Source organism: Streptomyces sp. NPDC001351 (assembly GCF_042896045.1).
GTDB lineage: Bacteria > Actinomycetota > Actinomycetes > Streptomycetales > Streptomycetaceae > Streptomyces.
Genome location: NZ_JBIAWS010000003.1, coordinates 560,481 through 578,715, shown reverse-complemented (window position 1 = coordinate 578,715; position 18,235 = coordinate 560,481). Strand labels below are relative to the sequence as shown.

Annotated in this window: 11 protein-coding genes; 9 read left to right on the top strand and 2 right to left on the bottom strand. The window is 71.7% G+C overall.

The features are described 5' to 3' along the window. The first annotated feature begins 77 nt into the window (after nt 1–77). From ACFY1U_RS12790 to ACFY1U_RS12750, 9 genes are all read left to right on the top strand, one after another. The gene (locus tag ACFY1U_RS12790; protein ID WP_390694150.1) at nt 78–752 is read left to right on the top strand and encodes a LuxR C-terminal-related transcriptional regulator; all 675 of its coding nucleotides are present in this window, start codon (nt 78–80) and stop codon (nt 750–752) included. 43 nt (nt 753–795) lie between these two features. Beyond that, nucleotides 796–4,776, top strand: coding sequence for a type VII secretion protein EccCa (eccCa, locus tag ACFY1U_RS12785; RefSeq protein WP_390694149.1), 3,981 nt, complete (start codon nt 796–798; stop codon nt 4,774–4,776). A 148-nt stretch (nt 4,777–4,924) separates the two neighbouring features. Then, a complete protein-coding gene (gene eccD, locus ACFY1U_RS12780) occupies nt 4,925–6,331 on the top strand; it encodes a type VII secretion integral membrane protein EccD (protein ID WP_390694148.1) in 1,407 nt (468 codons plus the stop codon). A 10-nt stretch (nt 6,332–6,341) separates the two neighbouring features. Continuing rightward, a complete protein-coding gene (gene eccB, locus ACFY1U_RS12775; protein WP_390694147.1) occupies nt 6,342–7,679 on the top strand; it encodes a type VII secretion protein EccB in 1,338 nt (445 codons plus the stop codon). Nucleotides 7,680–7,719: 40 nt separating this feature from the next. After that, nucleotides 7,720–10,728: a hypothetical protein gene (locus tag ACFY1U_RS12770; RefSeq protein WP_390694146.1), complete on the top strand. Its 3,009-nt coding sequence runs from the start codon at nt 7,720–7,722 to the stop codon at nt 10,726–10,728. Beyond that, on the top strand, nt 10,725–14,033 hold the full coding sequence (locus tag ACFY1U_RS12765) for a right-handed parallel beta-helix repeat-containing protein (protein ID WP_390694145.1): 3,309 nt from the start codon (nt 10,725–10,727) through the stop codon (nt 14,031–14,033). Before ACFY1U_RS12770 ends, ACFY1U_RS12765 begins: the two co-directional genes overlap by 4 nt. Nucleotides 14,034–14,167: 134 nt before the next feature. Continuing rightward, nucleotides 14,168–14,503 carry a WXG100 family type VII secretion target gene (locus ACFY1U_RS12760; protein WP_390694144.1) on the top strand — a complete coding sequence of 112 codons (336 nt, stop codon included), beginning with the start codon at nt 14,168–14,170 and terminating at the stop codon, nt 14,501–14,503. A gap of 49 nt (nt 14,504–14,552) precedes the next feature. Continuing rightward, nucleotides 14,553–14,843 carry a WXG100 family type VII secretion target gene (locus ACFY1U_RS12755; RefSeq protein WP_390694143.1) on the top strand — a complete coding sequence of 97 codons (291 nt, stop codon included), beginning with the start codon at nt 14,553–14,555 and terminating at the stop codon, nt 14,841–14,843. Continuing rightward, nucleotides 14,843–15,388 carry a hypothetical protein gene (locus ACFY1U_RS12750; RefSeq protein ID WP_390694142.1) on the top strand — a complete coding sequence of 182 codons (546 nt, stop codon included), beginning with the start codon at nt 14,843–14,845 and terminating at the stop codon, nt 15,386–15,388. Before ACFY1U_RS12755 ends, ACFY1U_RS12750 begins: the two co-directional genes overlap by 1 nt. 318 nt (nt 15,389–15,706) lie before the next feature. Here the strand turns inward: ACFY1U_RS12750 and ACFY1U_RS12745 are convergent, their stop codons facing one another. Together ACFY1U_RS12745 and ACFY1U_RS12740 are read right to left on the bottom strand one after the other, a co-directional pair. Further along, the gene (locus ACFY1U_RS12745; RefSeq protein ID WP_390694141.1) at nt 15,707–16,171 is read right to left on the bottom strand and encodes a hypothetical protein; all 465 of its coding nucleotides are present in this window, start codon (nt 16,169–16,171) and stop codon (nt 15,707–15,709) included. 66 nt (nt 16,172–16,237) lie between these two features. Then, on the bottom strand, nt 16,238–16,966 hold the full coding sequence (locus ACFY1U_RS12740; RefSeq protein ID WP_390694140.1) for a hypothetical protein: 729 nt from the start codon (nt 16,964–16,966) through the stop codon (nt 16,238–16,240). Nucleotides 16,967–18,235: the final 1,269 nt, after the last annotated feature.

Here is an 18,235-nt window from a genome sequence, read left to right as displayed (position 1 = left end):
TCCATGTGCAATGTCTGTTCCCCCGCGATGCCCACCGTGGCTGACGGTCATCACCCGGCCGACGCGAGCTGGTCGATATGACCGCCCGCACGGCAGAGGCGAACCCGGTGAGGGAGCGGCGCGAGGTGATCACCGTGGCCGTGCACGCCGGCGACCCGGTCACCGGCGAGGGCGCCGTCGCCTGTCTGCGCGCCATGCCCGGGATCACCTTGCTCCCACCCGAGCGAAGATGCGAGGCCGACGTCCTGTTGGTGACGGTCCACGAGGCCACTGAGGAGGTCGTCTGCTGGATGGAACGTTCCGCCTCGGAATCGACCAACTCCGAGATGCGCATCGTGCTCGTCGCCGAGACCATCAGCGAGCACCATCTGATGCGGGCCGTCACCAGCGGCATGGTGAGCTTCGTGCCGCGCGAGGAGGCCAACCGGGACCGTGTGGTCAAGGCCATCCGGGACAGCAGCAGGGACCGGGCCGTCGTCCCCGAGAAGATGCTCGGATGGCTGCTCGAGCAGGTCCGGACGATCCAGCGCACCGTGCTGGCGCCGCAGGGCCTGACCGCCGGCGGTCTCCAGGAGCGGGAGGTCGAGGTCCTGAAGCTGCTCGCCGACGGCCTGGACACCGTGGAGATCGCGCAGCAGCTCAACTACTCCGAGCGGACCATCAAGAACATCGTCAGCGGCATGCTGACGCGGCTGAACCTGCGCAACCGCTCGCACGCGGTCGCCTATGCGATGCGCTGCGGGGCGCTGTGAGCTGTTGGGAGCGCTCCCGCGGGCCGGCCGGTGGAGGACGACGATGACGAACACGGTGGCGGTCAAGCGCGGATCGCGCGCGACCGGGCCCGAGATGCCCGAGGACGAGATCGAGCTCGCCGAGCCGCCTGTGCTCGGCGAGCCGGCGAGTGCCGACTTCGGGTCCGCCCTGGCCTTCCTGCCCATGGGGCTGGGCTCGGCGGTCATGGCCGTGGGGCTCTCCATGGGCCACGGTTCACCCACCACGTACATGATGTCCGGGATGATGGGCATCTCCATGATCGCCATGAGCCTGACCCAGCTCGGGCAGTCCGGCAAGGAACGCAAACGCCGGATGCGGGCCGAGCGTCGGGACTACCTTCGCTACCTCGCCCAACTGCGCAAGCAGGCCAGGGACGCGGCGGCCGAGCAGCGGGCCGCGGTCTGCTGGGACCACCCGGAACCCGAGGACCTGCGGTCCCTGGCCATGGGCCCCCGGCTGTGGGAGCGCCGCGCCAGCCACGACGACTTCGCCCGGGTCCGGGTCGGGGTCGGCTCACGGCGCGCCGCGCTGCGCTTCGTGCCCCCCGAGACCAAGCCCGTCGAGGACCTCGAACCCCTCACGGCGATCTCGCTGCGCAGGTTCATCAAGGCCCACCAGACGGTCGAGGGCATGGCCGTCCCCCTCTCGCTGCGCAGTTTCAGCAGCGTCGAGTTCGCGGGGGACGGCACCGCCGCTTACGGCACGGTCCGGGCGATCCTCTGCCAGTTGGCCGTCTTCCACTCGCCGGACGAACTGCGGATAGCCGTACTCACCGACGAACACAGGCGCGCGGACTGGGACTGGGTGAAGTGGCTGCCGCACAACGCCCACCCGCGCGAGGGTGACGCGGCCGGTGCGCTGCGGCTCGTCGCCACCGACCACGACGCCCTCATGGAGCTGCTCGGCCAGGACGTCAGCGACCGCCCCGACCACGACAAGTCGGAGGCACCCAGCGCGTCCGAGCCGTTCGTGGTGATCGTCGCCGCGGGGGAGCGCATCCCGCCCGGCTCCCGGCTGCTCGGCGCCGGGCTGCGGGGCGTCGTCCTGCTCGACCTGACCGGCGCCATGACCGGTGGCCCCAAGGTGCTGCGGCTGACGACCGAGAAGGGACGGGTGACGTTCCCCTCCGGTGACTCGACCGCGTCCGCGCGGGCCGACGAGCTGAGCCCGGCCGCGGCCGAGCGCCTGGCCAGATACCTGGCCCCGATGCGCACCAGCGGGATCGTGGACCTCGTCGACGAACCCTTCGAGAACGACTTCGACCTCACCGCCCTGCTCGGCATCCGCGACCCGCGGGCGTTCGACGTCACCGGTCAGTGGCGGCCGCGCACCCCGCAGCACGCCCGGCTGCGGGTGCCCCTCGGGGTGACCGAGGACGGCGAGGTCGTCGAGCTCGACTTCAAGGAGTCCGCCCAGAACGGCATGGGGCCGCACGGCCTGCTGATCGGCGCCACCGGGTCCGGCAAGAGCGAACTCCTGCGCACCCTGGTCCTCGGCCTGTGCGCGACCCACTCCTCCGAGATCCTCAATCTCGTCCTGGTCGACTTCAAGGGCGGCGCCACCTTCCTCAACATGGAGAAGCTGCCGCACACCTCCGCGGTCATCACCAACCTGGCCGACGAACTGCCGCTGGTCGACCGGATGCGCGACTCGCTCCAGGGCGAGGTGATCCGCCGCCAGGAACTGCTCCGCGAGGCCGGCTACGCCAACCTCTTCGACTACGAGAAGGCCCGGCTCGGCGGCGCCCGGCTCGCCCCGATGCCCTCGCTGCTCCTCATCGTCGACGAGTTCTCCGAACTGCTCTCCAGCAAGCCGGAGTTCATCGAGCTGTTCGTGATGATCGGACGCGTCGGGCGAAGCCTCGGCGTGCACCTGCTGCTCGCCTCGCAGCGCCTCGACGAAGGCAGCATCCACAAGGTCGCGGGCCATCTCTCCTACCGGATCGCCCTGCGCACCTTCTCCTCCATGGAGTCGCGCAGCGTGATCGGCATCACGGGAGCCTACGAGCTGCCCTCGGCGCCCGGCCACGGCTATCTCAAGATCGACACCACCAACCTGGTGCGGTTCAAGGCCGCCTACGTCTCCGGGCCCTGTCCGCAGGCGCTGACCCACACCTCCACGGGCGCCGGTCCCGGCGGACCGGCCGCCGAGATCGTCCCGTTCGGGCTGGAGCAGCGGCCGCCGCTGCCGGCCGGTCCGGACGCCGCCGGCCCGGCGTCCGGCGTACCGGAACCGGACGGAGCGGACCACGACGAGGAGCAGTCCGAGAACTCCGAGAGCCTGCTCGACATCATGATCGACCGGCTCACCGACGCAGGCCCGCCCGCCCGCCAGGTGTGGCTGCCGCCGCTGGACGAGTCGCCGAGCCTGGACCAGCTGCTGCCGGGCATCGTGCCCGACCCGGTGCGCGGGATGAGCGCCGGCGACCACCCGGCGCTCGGTGCCCTGAAAGTACCCCTCGGCCTGGTGGACCGGCCCTACGAGCAGGCACGCGAACTGCTCGTCGCCGACCTCTCCGGAGCCGACGGGCACGTCGGCATCGCGGGTGCCCCGCAGACCGGCAAGTCCACCTTGCTGCGCGGCCTGATCCTCTCCCTCGCCCTGACGCACACCCCGGAAGAGATCCAGTTCTACTGCCTGGACTTCGGCGGCGGCGGCCTCGTCTCCATCGCGGGCCTGCCGCACGTCGGCTCGGTGGCCACCCGCCTCGAACGCGACCGGGTGCTGCGCACCGTCGAGGAGATCACCCAGGTGCTGGAGATGCGCGAGGAGCTCTTCACCAGCATGGGCCTGGAGTCGATGTCCGCATACCGCGCGCTGCGCAGGAGCGGACAGATCGACGACCCGTACGGCGACGTCTTCTTCGTGGTCGACGGGTGGGCCACCCTCCGGCAGGACTTCGACGAGCTGGAGGACCGCGTCGCCGACCTGGCCGCCCGCGGGCTCTCCTTCGGCGTGCACGTGGTCGCCTCGGCGGTCCGCTGGTCGGAGATCCGTCCCAAACAACGCGACCTGATGGGCACCAAGCTGGAACTCCGCCTCGGCGACAGCATGGAGTCCGAGGTCGGCACACGTCAGGCCGCCGGAGTGCCCTCCCGCCCCGGGCGCGGCCTCACCAGCTCGGGCCACCACTTCCTGTCGGCGCTGCCCCGCCTCGACGGCTCGTCGGCCATCGAGGACCTCACCACCGCGACCAAGGCCGCCGCTGCGGAGATCGAGACGTTCTGGACCGGTCGCTCGGCACCAGGCGTCCGGCTGCTGCCCACCAGCCTTCCGGTCGACCAGCTGCCGCCCCCGGACGGAGACCTGCGCATCTGCCTGGGCTGGGACGAGAAGCGCCTGCAGCCCGTCTGGCACGACTTCGAGAAGGTGCCGCACCTGATGCTCTTCGGCGACGACGCCACCGGCAAGACCAACGCGCTGCGCCTGGCCGCCAAGGCGATCACCGCCCGCTACACCCCCGCCGAGGCACGCATCCTGCTGGCCGACCCCGGCCGGCAGCTCCTGCGGGACGTCCCCGAGGAGTACCGCGTCGGCTACGCCGTGGGCACCGAGGCCCTGGCGGAACTGGCGGGCAGCGCAGCGGTGTCGGTGAGCGGCCGGGTGCCCGGCCCCGACATCGCCCCCGAGCGGCTCGCGCAGCGCGACTGGTGGCAGGGGCCACGGCTGTTCATGCTCATCGACGACTACGACCTGTTCGCCACCGGCGGTGCCATGGACAACCCGATGTCGTCCATGGTGCCGCTGCTGTCCCAGGCGGCCAACATCGGACTGCACATCGTGGTCGCGCGCAGCACCTCCGGAGCGATGCGCGCCATGATGGACCCGCTGATGCGCCGGATGTGGGAACTGGGAACCCCGGCGCTGCTCTTCTCCTATCCCAAGGAGGAGGGCAAGTTCATCGGCGAGGCCAAGCCGCGCACACTGCCCCCCGGCCGCGCCCAGCTCGTCACCCGGCGCGGGGTCGGGCTGCTCCAGACCGGACTGGCGGCACCGTCATGAACCGGCCCTCCGCATGCCCCGTACCTCGTTCGCGGCGCCCGCGCACCGCATCAACCCTGAGGCACCCGCGCACCGCATCGGCCCTGCGCACCGCTTCCGCCTCGCGTCCCGCCCCGCTGTTTCCCCGTCCGTGCACCGCAGGAGAATCATGAGCACCGCCGCGTCGTCCCCCACCCGCACCGGGCCCTGGGGGACAGCAGACGTCTGCCGGCTGACCATCAGCGCGGCCAAGGGCCGTACCGACCTCGCGGTCCCCGTCTCCGCCACGGTGGGCAGCATCCTGCCCGTGGTGCTGCAGCGGGCCGTGAGCGAGGAGGACCGCGGCGACCGGTGGGCGCTCCAGCGGCTCGGTGAGGCCCCGCTCGACCTGGACGGCACCCCGGAGTCCCTCGGCCTGCGCGACGGTGACGTCCTGTACCTGCGGCCGAAGGACGACCTGCTGTCGGAGCTGCAGTTCGACGACGTGGCCGACGGGGTCGCCACCACGATCAACGCCCGAGGCGACCGATGGCGACCGGAGCTGACCCGGCTGCTCTGCCTCCTCCTTGCCTGTCTGACACTGGCGTCCCTCGCCGCCCTGGTCGTCGCCGCCCGCCCGCACCTGCTGACCGGGCTCACCTGCGGTGTGCTCGCCCTGGGACTGGTCGTCGGCTGTGCCGTGGTCACCAAGACGTTCCAGGACAGGGCCACAGGGACCATCACCGGTCTGGGTGCATGTCTGTTCGCCGCACTGGCCGGACTGTCCGTGGCGGCCGACCCGGCCGGGCTCCTGGTGCCGGGACGACTCGACGGGCTGGTCACCGCCGCGCTCACCGGAGTGGCGGCCGCCGCGGTCCTGGCCACCGGCAGGGTGCCGATCGCGGTGTTCGGCACCCTGCTCATGCTGGCCGGCACGATCGAGATCGGGTCGTTCCTGTCGATCGTCCTCGCCTGGGACGCCACGCGGGTCACCGCGGTTCTCGCGGCGGCGATGTTCGCCGTGTCCCCGGTCCTGCCGCGCCTTGCGCTGTTCGCGGCCGGACTGCGCGTGGTGGAACTCCCGCACAACTCCGAGGAGCTCCAGCAGGGCATCGACCCGCTGCCGGAGGCCCTGGTCACCCGCCGGGTCGCGGTCGCGGAGGGCTACCTCGGTGTCTACTCCCTCTCCGCGGCCGGTGTCTTCACGGTGGCCTTCGTCCTGCTGGTGCAGGTCCCGCACTGGCCGGGCCCGCTGTTCGCCGGCGTGTTCAGCGCGGCGCTGCTGCTGCGCGCACGCGGCGTGGGCAATGCCGTGCAGCGCATCGCACTGGTGGTCGCCGGCGCGCTGGGGGCGATCCTGGTCGTGCTGTCCTTCGCGCTCCATGCCTCCCCCGTGGCACGAGCCGCCGCCATGCTCGGGCTGTGCGCCGCCGCCGCGCTGCTGCTGACGGGTGCCCGGCGACTGCCCGGAGCGAGGCTGCGGCCCATCTGGGGGCGCCTCGGCGAGATCCTCGAGGGCCTGACAGCGCTCGCCCTCATACCGCTGCTGCTGCAGGTCCTGAACGCGTACGCGTACTTCCGCTCGCTGGCCGGCTGAGGAGGCTGCGGTGCAGAATCGACGCGATCACGTCCAGGCACACCGGTTCGCCGTCGGCCGGCTCGTGTCGGCACTGGTGGCCGGTGACCCCGGCCCGGTCGAGGTCCCCATGCGGCGCGGCAGCCTCGGTGTGCAGTTCGGCGCGCTGGTCGCGGCCCTGCTCGCCGCGGGCTTCGCCGTCTACGGCCTGATCAGCCCGAAGCAGAGCACGGCCTGGCGCAGTCCCGGGGCGATCGTCATCGAGCAGGAGACCGGCAACCGGTACCTCTACATCGACCAGCAGCTCTACCCCATGGCCAACTACGCCTCGGCGTTGCTGGCCGCCGGGAACGGCGGCAAGACCGTCTCCGTCGCACGGGAGTCCCTGGCGGATGTCCGGCGCGGCCCGCAGCTCGGCATCCTCGGCGCACCCGACGACGTGCCGGGCGCCGCCGACCTGCTCTCCGGAGACCGCGCGGTGTGCCTGCCGCCCGGCAGCGCACACACGCTGGTGGACCTCGCCCCCGCCGGCCGCGCCACTCCTGTCCCGGGCAACCGGCGGATCCTGCTCTCGGGACCGGATCACACCACGTACATCCTGTGGAACGGCCGGACGCTCACGCTGCGCTCCCGTGGCGAACTGGTCGCGCTCGGCCTGATGGCGCAGCCGACGGTCCCGGTCTCCGCGGCGTGGCTGGCCCAGGTGCCGTCCGGCGGGACGCTGAGCGCCCCGCACATCCCCGCGGCGGGCTCCCCGGGCCGGTCGGTCGCGGGCCGTTCCGCGAAGGTGGGACAGCTGTTCCAGACCACGGCCGCCGGCGCGCAGGAGATGTACGTCCTGCGCTCCGACGGTCTCGCCCCGGTCAACCGCACCGAGTTCGCCCTGCTCAGCGCCGTACCCGGCATGAGCGCGCCGCGGCAGGTGAGCGCGGCCGACATCGCGGCGGCCCCGCTCTCGCGGGATCGCTCCCTGCTGACCGCCGTGCCCGACCTCCTGTCGAGGCCGGCTTTCGATCCCGGCGACTCGGCCCTGTGCGTGCTGCAGCAGGCCGACAGCTCCAGCGGCGGCTCGGTCGTGACCGAGCCGGTCGCCGGTCCACGGCCCTCCGGTCTGTACGTGCCCCCGGCCAAGGGCCTGCTCGTCACGGCAGGGACGGCGCGGAAGACGACCGACTCGGCCTCGCGGATCTTCCTGATCACCGACACCGGCGAGAAGTACCCGCTCGCCGACAGCAACGCGCTCACGGCGCTCGGATACGGCCAGGCCAAGGTGCGGACCCTGCCCGGGCCACTGCTCGACCTGGCGCCCACCGGCCCGACGCTGGACACCAACAGGGCCAGGGCCGCCGTCACGGCCCGTGCCGGTTAGGGGGCGCGACATGGTGCAACTGGAGCGAGGGCCGAGCGACGTGAACCGTACGCCTCTGGAGTGCCGCAGCATCGGCGACGCGCTGCTGGTCCATCCCGAGGGGAAGCTCAACCCACAGGTGCGTGCCTTCGTCGGCGGACTGGCCCAGGACCCCGAGCACACCCTGGTCGTCGTCGACCTCCCGGAGGACCCGCCGGCCGAGGACTGGGAGTCGGTCGCCCGACTGCTCAGACGCCGAGGGCGGTCCTTCCGGCTGATCACGGGACGGCCGTGTCGCGCGAGCGCGCAGAAGGTCGGGCAACTCCTGGCCGACCGGCTCGAGCGGACCGTGCTCGCTCCGGACGGCTGGATGCTTCCCGCCCCCGGGGGCGTGCTCTTCGTCCCGGAGGATTCCGGTTCGGGCTGGCTGGGCTTCCACCCGAGCCACCCCTCCGCCTGGTCACGGCTCGTGTCGCACAAGCGCGTCGCGCGGGTCTCGCGCCGCTTTCCCGTGCCGGACTGGGACGAGGCCGTACCGCAGCGCTCCTTCGCGACCGGCGCGGACGCGACGGCCGAACCCCTGCCCGCCGGCATCTGGATCAGGCGATCGGACCAGCGGGAGGGCCATCAGGACGTCCACCGCAGGCGGCTGGCGGTCTGCCTGCTCAGCCAGTCCGACCGGCTCACCGTGGTACTGGGCTGCCCGGGCGGCCCGGACCTGTCGCTGAAGGACATCGAACGATTCTGGGGGTGCGTCGCGCCGGACGCCCGGCCGCTGGTGCGCTTCGCGCCCTACGGGCCGGTCGCCGTGCCGGAGGGCAGCGCACTCGGTCAGGTGCTGGCCGACCGGTTCGGCCATGAGATCACCGTCTACGCCGGACTGCCGACGCCCCCCGAGCCGGGTACGGACGGGCTCCGACCGCGCGTTCCGCTCGCCGACGGCACGCCCGGCCCGCCCGCCCTCGTGCGCGAGCTGGTCTACCGTCCCGCGGGTGCGACCGGTGGCGTCGCGCTGCCGCCCGAGCTGCGTGGCCGCCGTTCGCCGGTGGACGGACTGCCGGAGGTCTCCCCGGGCGTCTACCGGTACACGCCCGACGCCGTGCTGGAGGTGACCCAGAGCGGTCTGTGGCTGCGTCCACCGACAGCGACGGCCGACGCCCCGGCGGTGTACCGCGTACCCGCCGACCCGGCCCGCATGGTCATCCACTTCGACGCGGGCACCCGCGAGTCGGCGGAGCGGATGCGGGCGCTGGCCGAAGAGGTACGGCGAGGGCTCGATCCGGTGCTCGGCGAGCGCTGCCGGGTGCTGCCTGCCCCGAAGCACATCCCCGAGACGGACTCCGGCGGGGGCTCCATCGCGGGGTGGGGTGCGGGAGCGCCGTGGAGCGTGGGCGGGGTGCCAGGCGCGGGGCCGGTGCCGGTGGCTGCGGAACCGGGTTCTGCGGGCTCCGGCGGGTTCGCGGGGGCCGAGGTGCCTGCGGGCCCCGGGGGGCTCGGCTCGTCCTCGGGGGCTGCGGGTGGAACGGCGGCATCGGCGCGGGGGAGTGCGGCTGGTGGAGCCGGCTCTGGTGAGGCGAGTGCGGCTGGTGGGGCTGATCCGGCGCAGGGAGCGTCTGATCCTGCGCGAGGCCTGACCGGACCTGCGAGTGGGGGGCCCGGAGCCGGCGGTGGAGTTCCCGGAGGCGGCGGTGTGCTGCCTGCCCCCGATGTCGGCTCCGTACCGGAACACGCGACGGACGGGCCCGGGGCTGTCCCCGAGGAGGCGCCGGCTCCGATCCCTGACGTCGTAGGGGCGGAGCCGGCGCCCGGCGCGGCTGGGCCCCCGCTCACCGGTCCGGCGACGCAGGACACACGAACCGCGCAGGCGCCGCCGCCCCCACCGGCGCCCATCCGCCCGCGGACCCTCCGCCTGGAGTCCGCCCCGCCGTCCGGCCCCGCGCCTGCCGACTCGGCCGAGGGCCCTTCCGGCGGTCCGGCCGATCCTGCGTCCACCGGTGGAGCCGAGGTTCCGTCCGACGGGGTCGACGCTCCCGCCACCGTGGACCCCGAGCCCGCGACCCACCGGGCGCCGCGGACCTCGCCGCCACCCCCTGCGTCACCGGCACCGGCGTCATCCCCCGTACCTCCTGCGACGGCTGCTCCTGAGCCCAGCCCTTCGGGGAGGCCCGCACCCGCGCCGGCTGCCACGCCGGCCGCGCCGCCCAAGGCCGAGCGGTCCGCGGTCCGCGTGCAGCCCGTGCCGACCGCCGAAGCCTGCGCGGCCCTCCCGGAGCGTGGAATCGAGCAGGAGCGCGCCTGGTTGCGGCGGACCTTCCAGCAGCAGTACGACGCCGCCGCGAACCACGTGGCGCGGGTGCTGTCCGAGTCGCCCGGCCTGCGGGGCGGATCCCGGCAGTCGGCCGACGACGTGGTCACCGACCTGGTCGCGGTCCGGCTGTACCTGTCCGGCGGAACCGAGCGGATCGACGGCGCCGTGCGCAGCGCGGCCGTCGGCCCTCATGTGCCGCTGGCTCGCTGCGTGGCGTCAGGGCTGCGCCGACTGCCCTCCTACCGCGGTGCCACGATGCTGCGCACCACCCTGAGCGAGGCGGAGTGGCAGTGGTACGGCAAGCGCCGGGTCGTCACCGAGTGGGCGTTCTGCTCCGCGCTGACCACCGCGCATGCGGACCTGCCCGGCGACGTCGACGTCATGATCTGGTCGATGACCGCGCGCCGTACCGCGCTGCTCGACCCGACCGCCCCCGACCGGGTCTGCTACCTGCCCGGCACCAGTTTCAAGGTGCTCGGGGTGCGCGACGGGGAACGGCGCGTGCTGCTGCTGCGGGAGCTGACGGGGCCGGAGATCGGCCCGGAGGGGGACGTCGACCTCCGGCGCCTCCCGCTGGACGACATCGCCCTCACCCGGCTGGAGCAGGCCGCCACCGAGTGGCTGGACAGCAAACCCGCCGTACGGCTCCCGGCGACCGCCGTCGGCGCGCTGCGCCATCCACCGGGGCTGATCCTCACCGACCGAAGTGCCACACGGCGCGGCAGCGACACCGCACCACCGAGGAAGGGAACGACGCCATGACGAGGCAGGTCCTGCTGGTCTCCCGGGACCGACCCGGCGCCTACCAGTCCATCGGCGAGGCACTGCGGGCCGCCTCCGACGGCGCGCTGATCACCGTGGCCGCAGGGACGTACGAGGAAGCGCTGGTCATCACCCGCATGGTGACCATCGCCGCGGAGAGCGGCGCGGGCGAGGTGCTCATCCGGGTGGGCTCGGGAAGCGCCGTCGTCATCGACGCCGAGGCCGTGCACCTCTCCGGACTGACGATGTCCGGTGGGGACGACGACACGGCCGCCGTCGAGATCCGGCGCGGCGAGGCCGCACTCGACACCTGCCGGATCACCGGCGCCGGCTGGACGGCGATCCTGGCGTGGCACCAGGGAACACTGGTGGCACGGGACTGCCGGATCGACGAGGCACAGGGCGCCGGGATCGTGGTGACCTCGGCCGGTGGCAACACCGTCGAGCGGACCGTCGTGAAGGAGACCCGCTCGTCGTCCATCGTGGTTGCCGAGAGCGGGCGGCTGACGGTCCGGGAGAGCGTCGTCGACCGGGCCGCGGGCAACGGGATCTGCGTCAACGGACACGGGCGCGCGCAGATCAAGGACACGACGGTCACCGAGAGCGGCAAGCCGGCGCTGGTCGTCGAGCAGAACGGTGCGGCCGAGGTCTCGGGCCTCACCGTGACGGACAGCGTGAGCGTGGACGCGTACCTCACCGGCAAGGGCCGGATCACCCTCGCCGGATGCCGGTTCTCCGGGGCGGGTGCGGAGTCGGTACACATCGCCGGCGGTTCGAGTCCGCTGCTCAAGGAGTGCCATGTCGTCGCCCCCGGCCGCACCGCGGTCCGGATCACCGGGAAGTCGCGGCCCCGGCTGGAGAACTGCGAGATCACGCAGGCGTCGGTGGGCGTCGCCGTGGACGGCGGCAGCACGGCCGACCTGAGCCTGCTGTCCGTACGCGAGGCGGCCCAGGCCGCGGTGGTCGTCGCGGAGGGCTCCACCGCCGAACTGGAGCGGCTGACGGTGGCCGAGGGCGCCGGCGTCGGACTGCGGGTGGCGGGAGGTGCCAAGGTCGCCCTGCGGGACAGTGAGATCACCACCGACCGGGCGAACGCGGTCGAGCTGGCCGAGAAGGGGACCGGTACCTTCCAGGGGCTGCGCCTGCGCACCTCCGGCGGCTCCGGGATCTGCGTGACCGACGGCTCCGCCGAGGTGGTGTCCGCCAGGCTCCAGGGCTGCGAGATCCTCATCGGGACCGGCGCGACGCTCACCCTGCGCGACAGCGAGATCGCCGGCTCCGGGACCGACGCCGTGCGGGTGACCGGCGGGGGATCGGTCACGGCGATCGGGTGCCGGGTGCACAGTGCCCGCGGGCACGGCCTCAACATCCAGGCCAAGGCGCGGGCCGAGGTCAGCAACTGCACCATCTTCGACAACGCCGGGGACGGCGTCCGCACCAACACCGAGGAGACCGTCCTCGTCCGCGACTGCGAGGTGCGGGACAACGGCGGCCGGCAGGTGCACCAGCTCCGGGACAACCCGCGGTTCACGGCCGCCAACCTGACCGGCGGCGACCGGAAGAACAAGTCCGGGCCGAAGGGGAAGCAGCGTCCGGAGGGTGGCGCGCAGGAGCCGGGCGCGCCGGAGGCCGCGCAGCACACCGGCACCGGCCCGCTTGCCGAACTGGACGCGCTGGTCGGGCTGGAGAGCGTCAAACAGGAGGTCACCGGCCTCATCAACCTCAACAAGATGGCCCAGCGCCGGGAGGAGATGGGCCTGCCCATGCCCCCGATGAGCCGGCACCTGGTGTTCGCCGGCCCCCCGGGCACGGGCAAGACCACGGTGGCCCGGCTCTACGGCGCGGTCCTCGCCGAACTCGGCATCCTCAGCCAGGGCCACATCGTGGAGGTCGCGCGCGCCGACCTCGTCGCGCAGTACATCGGCGCCACGGCCATCAAGACCACGGAGGTCTTCACCAAGGCGATCGGCGGTGTGCTCTTCATCGACGAGGCCTACACCCTGACCAGCCAGGCCAAGGGAAGCGGCCCCGACTTCGGCCAGGAGGCCGTCGAGACCCTCATGAAGCTCATGGAGGACCACCGCGACGAGATCGTGGTCATCGTCGCCGGCTACTCCGAGCAGATGGACCAGTTCCTGTCCTCCAACCCCGGCATGGCGTCACGCTTCTCGCGGACCGTCGAGTTCCCCAACTACTCGGTGGACGAGCTGGTGACGATCGTCCGGGGCCTGTGCGGCAAGCACTACTACGAGCTCACCGACTCCGCGCTGGACGCCCTCACCTCCTATTTCGAGCGGATCCCGAAGGGCCCGACCTTCGGCAACGGCCGCGTGGCCCGCCAGCTGTTCGAGTCGATGATCAACCGGCAGGCATCCCGGCTGGCCACGCAACCACCCACGGCCGACTGCGAGTTCACGCGTCTGACGGCCGACGACGTGGAAACAGCGCCTGGAGCGGAGCCCGCCGCACCCCGCTCCGGGGGCACCCCGCAGCCGGCCCCGCGCAGCAGTCGGCGCCTGGCGAACCTGGTCGGACTTCAGACGGTCCGCACCTCGTTGCTCGAACGCCTCGCCGGGCTCGCGGAGTTGCACCGGAAGGGCCAGCCGGTCGCGGGGCTGATGAACCTGGTGTTCGCAGGCAAACAGGGCAGCGGTCGCAGTGCCGTGGCCGGACTGTACGCGCGATGCCTCGCCGAGCACGGCCTCCTGGCGACCGGCGCGGTGCACCGGCAGGCCCTCTCGGCGTTCCCGGCGCGCTGGCGGGAGCAGGCCGAGACATACGCCGCAGCCCTCTTCGACGAGGCCGCGGGCGGGCTGCTGCTGCTCGAACTGGACGAGGAGTTCCTGGCCCGCCCGGAGGCGGAGCGCAGCGCCGTGACGGGCGCCCTGCGCGCCGCCGCGGCGGCCAACGCCGAGGTCGCGCTGGTGCTCTGCGGTGAGGAGTCGCCCCTCGCCGATGCCCTGAACGCGCGCCCGGGCTCCGAACTGGCCACGTGTTTCGCCGAGTACCTGCCGTTCGCCGACTACTCCGGAGCGGAGCTGGCGGAACTCTCCCTGCGCTACCTGACCGTTCGCGGATTCACGGTCGAGGACCATGTGCGCGGCTCGCTCGCCGAGCACTTCACCGACTCGCCTCCGCCGGCCGGGGCGTACGGCGCGCACCGGTTCGCCGAACGCCTGGCCGCGGCCGAGTCTCCGGCGATCCGGCCGGCCCCGAGTGAGGACGCCGCCGGGCCCGTCGGCGCAGGTCAGGTGCCCGGGCAGGAGGGCAGCCCGGCTCTGGCGAGTGCGGGCGCGGGCGCCTGACGGGAGTCGTCGGGGCAACGATCGCTGGTGGACGGGGCAAGGGACGCCGAATGCCATTCCTTTCGCCCCCGGGCTCCGAGAAGGTATGAGCACAAGGTTCCACCAGGAACTCGAACCCCGAGCAGGAGGATTCCATGGCGGGCAACATGACACAGGTCGACCTTGCCGGACTCCGGAGTGCCATCAACGTCTTCTCGAATGGCGTCTCCAACTTCGACAGCCAGTACAGGTCGATGTCCCAGACGGTCAGCAACATTCAGTCCGTGTGGACCGGCCAGGCCTACCAGGCATTCGACCGGGCGCTGCAGAACTGGCTCGTCGACTTCAACAAGGTGATCCAGGTGCTCAACGGCATGGAGAACGCCCTGAGCCAGAACACCAGCGTGTTGGACCAGACGAACCAGGTGACCATCGAACGCGCCCAGCAGGCCGCTGCCGGAATCACCGCGCCGCGCCTTCCCGGGTTCTGAGAAACAGTCACATTCAAGAGTTTGCACGGAAAAGAAACAGGAGAAAGAAATGGCGGATTACAGCCTCCAGTTTGACGGCCTCGAGCAGGCGGTCACCCAGATGGGCACCATATCCCGGCAGATCAACGACTTCCTGCAGGAGCTGCAGACCGGCACGATGAAGTCCATCATCGAGTGGGAGAGCGGCGCGCGCGACCTGTTCGACCAGCAGCGCACCATCTGGGCGCAGGGTGCCGCCGACATGGCCACGCAGGCGGTCAACGCCCAGAACGCACTGAACCAGATCACCGGCCACTACGCCGATGGTGAGAGGTCCGGCGTCAACATCTGGAGCCGCTGATGCCGGACAACGGTTCCATCGACTGGGGCGACAACGGCGGCTCGTACGGCAAAGACAAGCCCGAGCCGTCCCCCAAGGAGTGGGATCCGACGACGTTCCACGCGCCGGACACCCGACCCGGACCGCGTCATTTCGACCCCACGCCACCGTCGGTTCCCGGCGGTTCGGCCGACGGAAGAAAGACCTCCGTCGACACGCCGTCCATGGAACTCTTCGCCGACAACATGGAGAAGCTGGCCGGGCCGGTGAAGGAGGCGTACGAAAAGCTCATGCAGCTTGAACGGGTCAATCCCGGCGCCTTCTACGACGGCTACGCACTCCGGCAGGTCACGTGCGGAGCCAACGGTGACTCGGGGCTCCAGGACAAATACCTCAAGATGCTCCACGATCTCGGCCAGGGTCTGGCAGACCTCAGCACCGGCATACGTCAGCTGAGCACCAAGTACAAGACCACCGAAGAAGAGGCCAAGATGACGGCCGAGGATCTGAACAATGCGATGCAGTCCGCACAGGGCGATTTCACCAAGATGGGCACTGGCGGATGAGAACAAGCCGTACGGCTGCCTCGGGCGGCGTCAGGTGCGTGTGTACCTGACGCCGCTATAGGCGTTGGCCCATACAAGCACGAACGGGAGCTTGGACGCCATGGGATGGAAACCCGACAGCAATAACTACAACACCGGCAACACCACCCAGGAGTCGGACACCTCCGGGATCTTCGGCAACAACGCCGTCATGGGGTCCACGAATGACTACGACACCTGGAACTGGAAACAGATCGAAGCGGTCATCGTCGGTGGTTCGAACCTTCCTTCCCAGCAGGACGCGCATCGGGCGGAGAGTGTGGTCTCCCCGCAGAGCCTCTATGACGCGGGTGACACCTTCCAGTTCGTGCAGGAAGTCCTGCAGATGGTCTCGCAGAACATCGTCGCGCAGGCCAACGCGCTGGCCGGCCACCAGGACGCCCCGTGGAAGGGCGCTGCGGCGGACTCCTTCATGACCATGATGCAGACCTTCTCCAAGCAGGTGGCGTCCGGCGCCAACGCGCTGTCCGGGGGCAGTATGGGCGCATCGGTCGCGCAGACCCTCGTCGATGCAGGCAACAACCTCGCGGTGGCCCAGGCGAACATCGCCACCATCGACCACTGGTACGCGCAGCAGGCGCTGAACCTCGGCGTCGAGCCGATGGACAACGGGCTCATTCCGGTCAGCAAGAAGCCCGAGATCGTCAAGATGATGACGGACGACATGCGCGGTGTGCTGCACTCGCTGGCCCGGCAGTATTCCGTCCAGACGCGCGCGCTCGGCCAGGTCTCCCCGGCGAACATCACGTCTCCGACCAGCGGTGCGAACCCCAATCTCACGCCGCCGGAGATCGCTCCGCTGCCGGATGTTCACCCCGGCGTCGCTCTCCCCCCCATCAACACGCCCTCCACGCCGACCATCCACTCGGTGCCCCCGTCCCCGGTATCCGTGCCTTCGCTGTCCCCGTCCCCGGGGTCCTCGCAGCCGGTATCCGTACCCCAGTTGTCCTCGTCCCCGATATCCGCGCCCATGGGGCCCTCGTCCCCGATATCCGTGCCCCCGTTGCCGTCCCCGACGCCCGTCTCCCTGGGGGGACCCGGAGGGACCGCGCTGCCGGGTGCGCCGAGTGCGTCGGGCTTGCCGGATACGTCGGGTGTTGGGGGCGGTACGCCGCTGAACTCGCCGGTGTTGGGGGCGCCGGCGATGGGGTTGCCGGGTGGCTCGCCCGTGACGTCGACCAAGTTGGCCTCGGCGCCGGTGCAGGACCCGCTGGGCGCTCCGGGTGGTGCGCCGGTCGATTCTCCGGTGCTGGGGTCGCCGCCGATGGGCTTGCCGGGTAGCTCGCCGGTGACATCGACCAAGTTGGCTTCGGCGCCGGTGAACTCGCCCCTGCCGGGGTCCATGCCGTCACCCACACCCTTCCCCGGGAAACTGGACCCCGCGATGCACGCGGCCCTCAACCCTGGCGCCGCGCCGGACGCGACGTTGCCGACGGCGCCCGCCATGAAGGGCATGCCCTCGTCACCGTCGGTCGGCTCTCCGTCGCCGATGCCGTCGGGTTTGCTGAAGGGCAGCAAGCTCGGGGGCGTGCTTCCCACCTCGCAGGGTGTCAATGCGGGTGGCGTGAGCGTGCCGGTCGGCGGCCTCGCCGGTATCAAGCCCGTCTCCCTCGGCTCCGTCCCGACCGCCGGTGGGGGGCTGTCGCCCACGTCGGGCTTGTCCGGCCCTGTGGCGATGTCCCTGCCGCCCATCTCGCCGAACCAGCGCAAGGGCGCTGCCGACGGGCGTACGTCGCCCGCACTCGGTTCTCCTGCGCCGATGCCGTCGGACCTGTTGAAGGGCGGCAAGGTCGGGAGCCTGCTGCCCAACCCGCAAGGGGTCAACGCGGGCGGAGTGAGCGTGCCGACCGGCAGCGGCCTCGCCGGTATCAAGCCCGTGTCCCTCACGTCACATGCGCCGACGAGCGGGTTGCCGGCGACCGGCGGCTCAGTGGGGATGGGGTCCCTGCCGGGTGGGTCGGCGCCGGCTGTTTCGCCGTTGCCGTCTGACTTGTTGGGTCATGGGGGTGCGGGCGGCGTCGGGTTGCGCGGTGCGGGTGTTGGTGCTGGTGGTGTGCTGTTGGGTGGGGTTCCTGGTCTGGGGTCTGTTCCGGAGGGGGCCGGTGCTGGCATGGGGGCGGGGATGCCGTTCATGCCGATGGCGCCGGGTGCTGGTGGTGCGCCGAAGGAGGAGCAGCGTTCGGATGCGTCCGGGCTGGTGGGGCGTGGTGTTGAGCCGTGGTCGGGCAGGGGCGCGGTGTCGGCGGTGGGGGGTGGGTTGTCGCCGACCGCGGGTGCTGTGGCGGGCGGGCCTGGGTTGGTGATGCCGGGTCAGGGTGCTGGGTCAGTGCCGAGTGGGTCGGTGGCGCCGTTGCCTGAGGGGTCGTTGCCCGCTGGATCCGTGTCGCATGTGTCGGTGCCCTCGGGGTCTTTGCCGCAGCCGTCTGTTGTTTCGCCGTTGCCGTCTGACTTGCTGGGTCATGGGGGTGCGGGCGGCGTCGGGTTGCGCGGTGCGGGTGTTGGTGCTGGTGGTGTGTCGTTGGGTGGGGTTCCTGGTCTGGGGCCTGTTCCGGAGGGGGCCGGTGCTGGCATGGGGGCGGGGATGCCGTTCATGCCGATGGCGCCGGGTGCTGGTGGTGCGCCGAAGGAGGAGCAGCGTTCGGATGCGTCCGGGCTGGTGGGGCGTGGTGTTGAGCCGTGGGCGGGTAAGGGCGCGGTGTCGGCGGTGGGGGGTGGGTTGTCGCCGACCGCGGGTGCTGTGGCGGGCGGGCCTGGGCTGGTGATGCCGGGCCAGGGCGCTGGATCGGTGCCGAGCGAGTCGGTGGCGCC

Excerpts from the sequence above, each read along its gene's own strand:
- ACFY1U_RS12755 (WP_390694143.1), top strand. The coding sequence starts at position 14,553 with ATGGCGGATTACAGCCTCCAGTTTGACGGCCTCGAGCAGGCGGTCACC.
- ACFY1U_RS12750 (WP_390694142.1), top strand. The coding sequence starts at position 14,843 with ATGCCGGACAACGGTTCCATCGACTGGGGCGACAACGGCGGCTCGTAC.
- eccCa (WP_390694149.1), top strand. The coding sequence starts at position 796 with ATGACGAACACGGTGGCGGTCAAGCGCGGATCGCGCGCGACCGGGCCC.
- eccD (WP_390694148.1), top strand. The coding sequence starts at position 4,925 with ATGAGCACCGCCGCGTCGTCCCCCACCCGCACCGGGCCCTGGGGGACA.
- ACFY1U_RS12745 (WP_390694141.1), bottom strand. The coding sequence starts at position 16,171 with ATGTTCGCCGGGGAGACCTGGCCGAGCGCGCGCGTCTGGACGGAATAC.
- ACFY1U_RS12760 (WP_390694144.1), top strand. The coding sequence starts at position 14,168 with ATGGCGGGCAACATGACACAGGTCGACCTTGCCGGACTCCGGAGTGCC.
- ACFY1U_RS12765 (WP_390694145.1), top strand. The coding sequence starts at position 10,725 with ATGACGAGGCAGGTCCTGCTGGTCTCCCGGGACCGACCCGGCGCCTAC.
- ACFY1U_RS12790 (WP_390694150.1), top strand. The coding sequence starts at position 78 with ATGACCGCCCGCACGGCAGAGGCGAACCCGGTGAGGGAGCGGCGCGAG.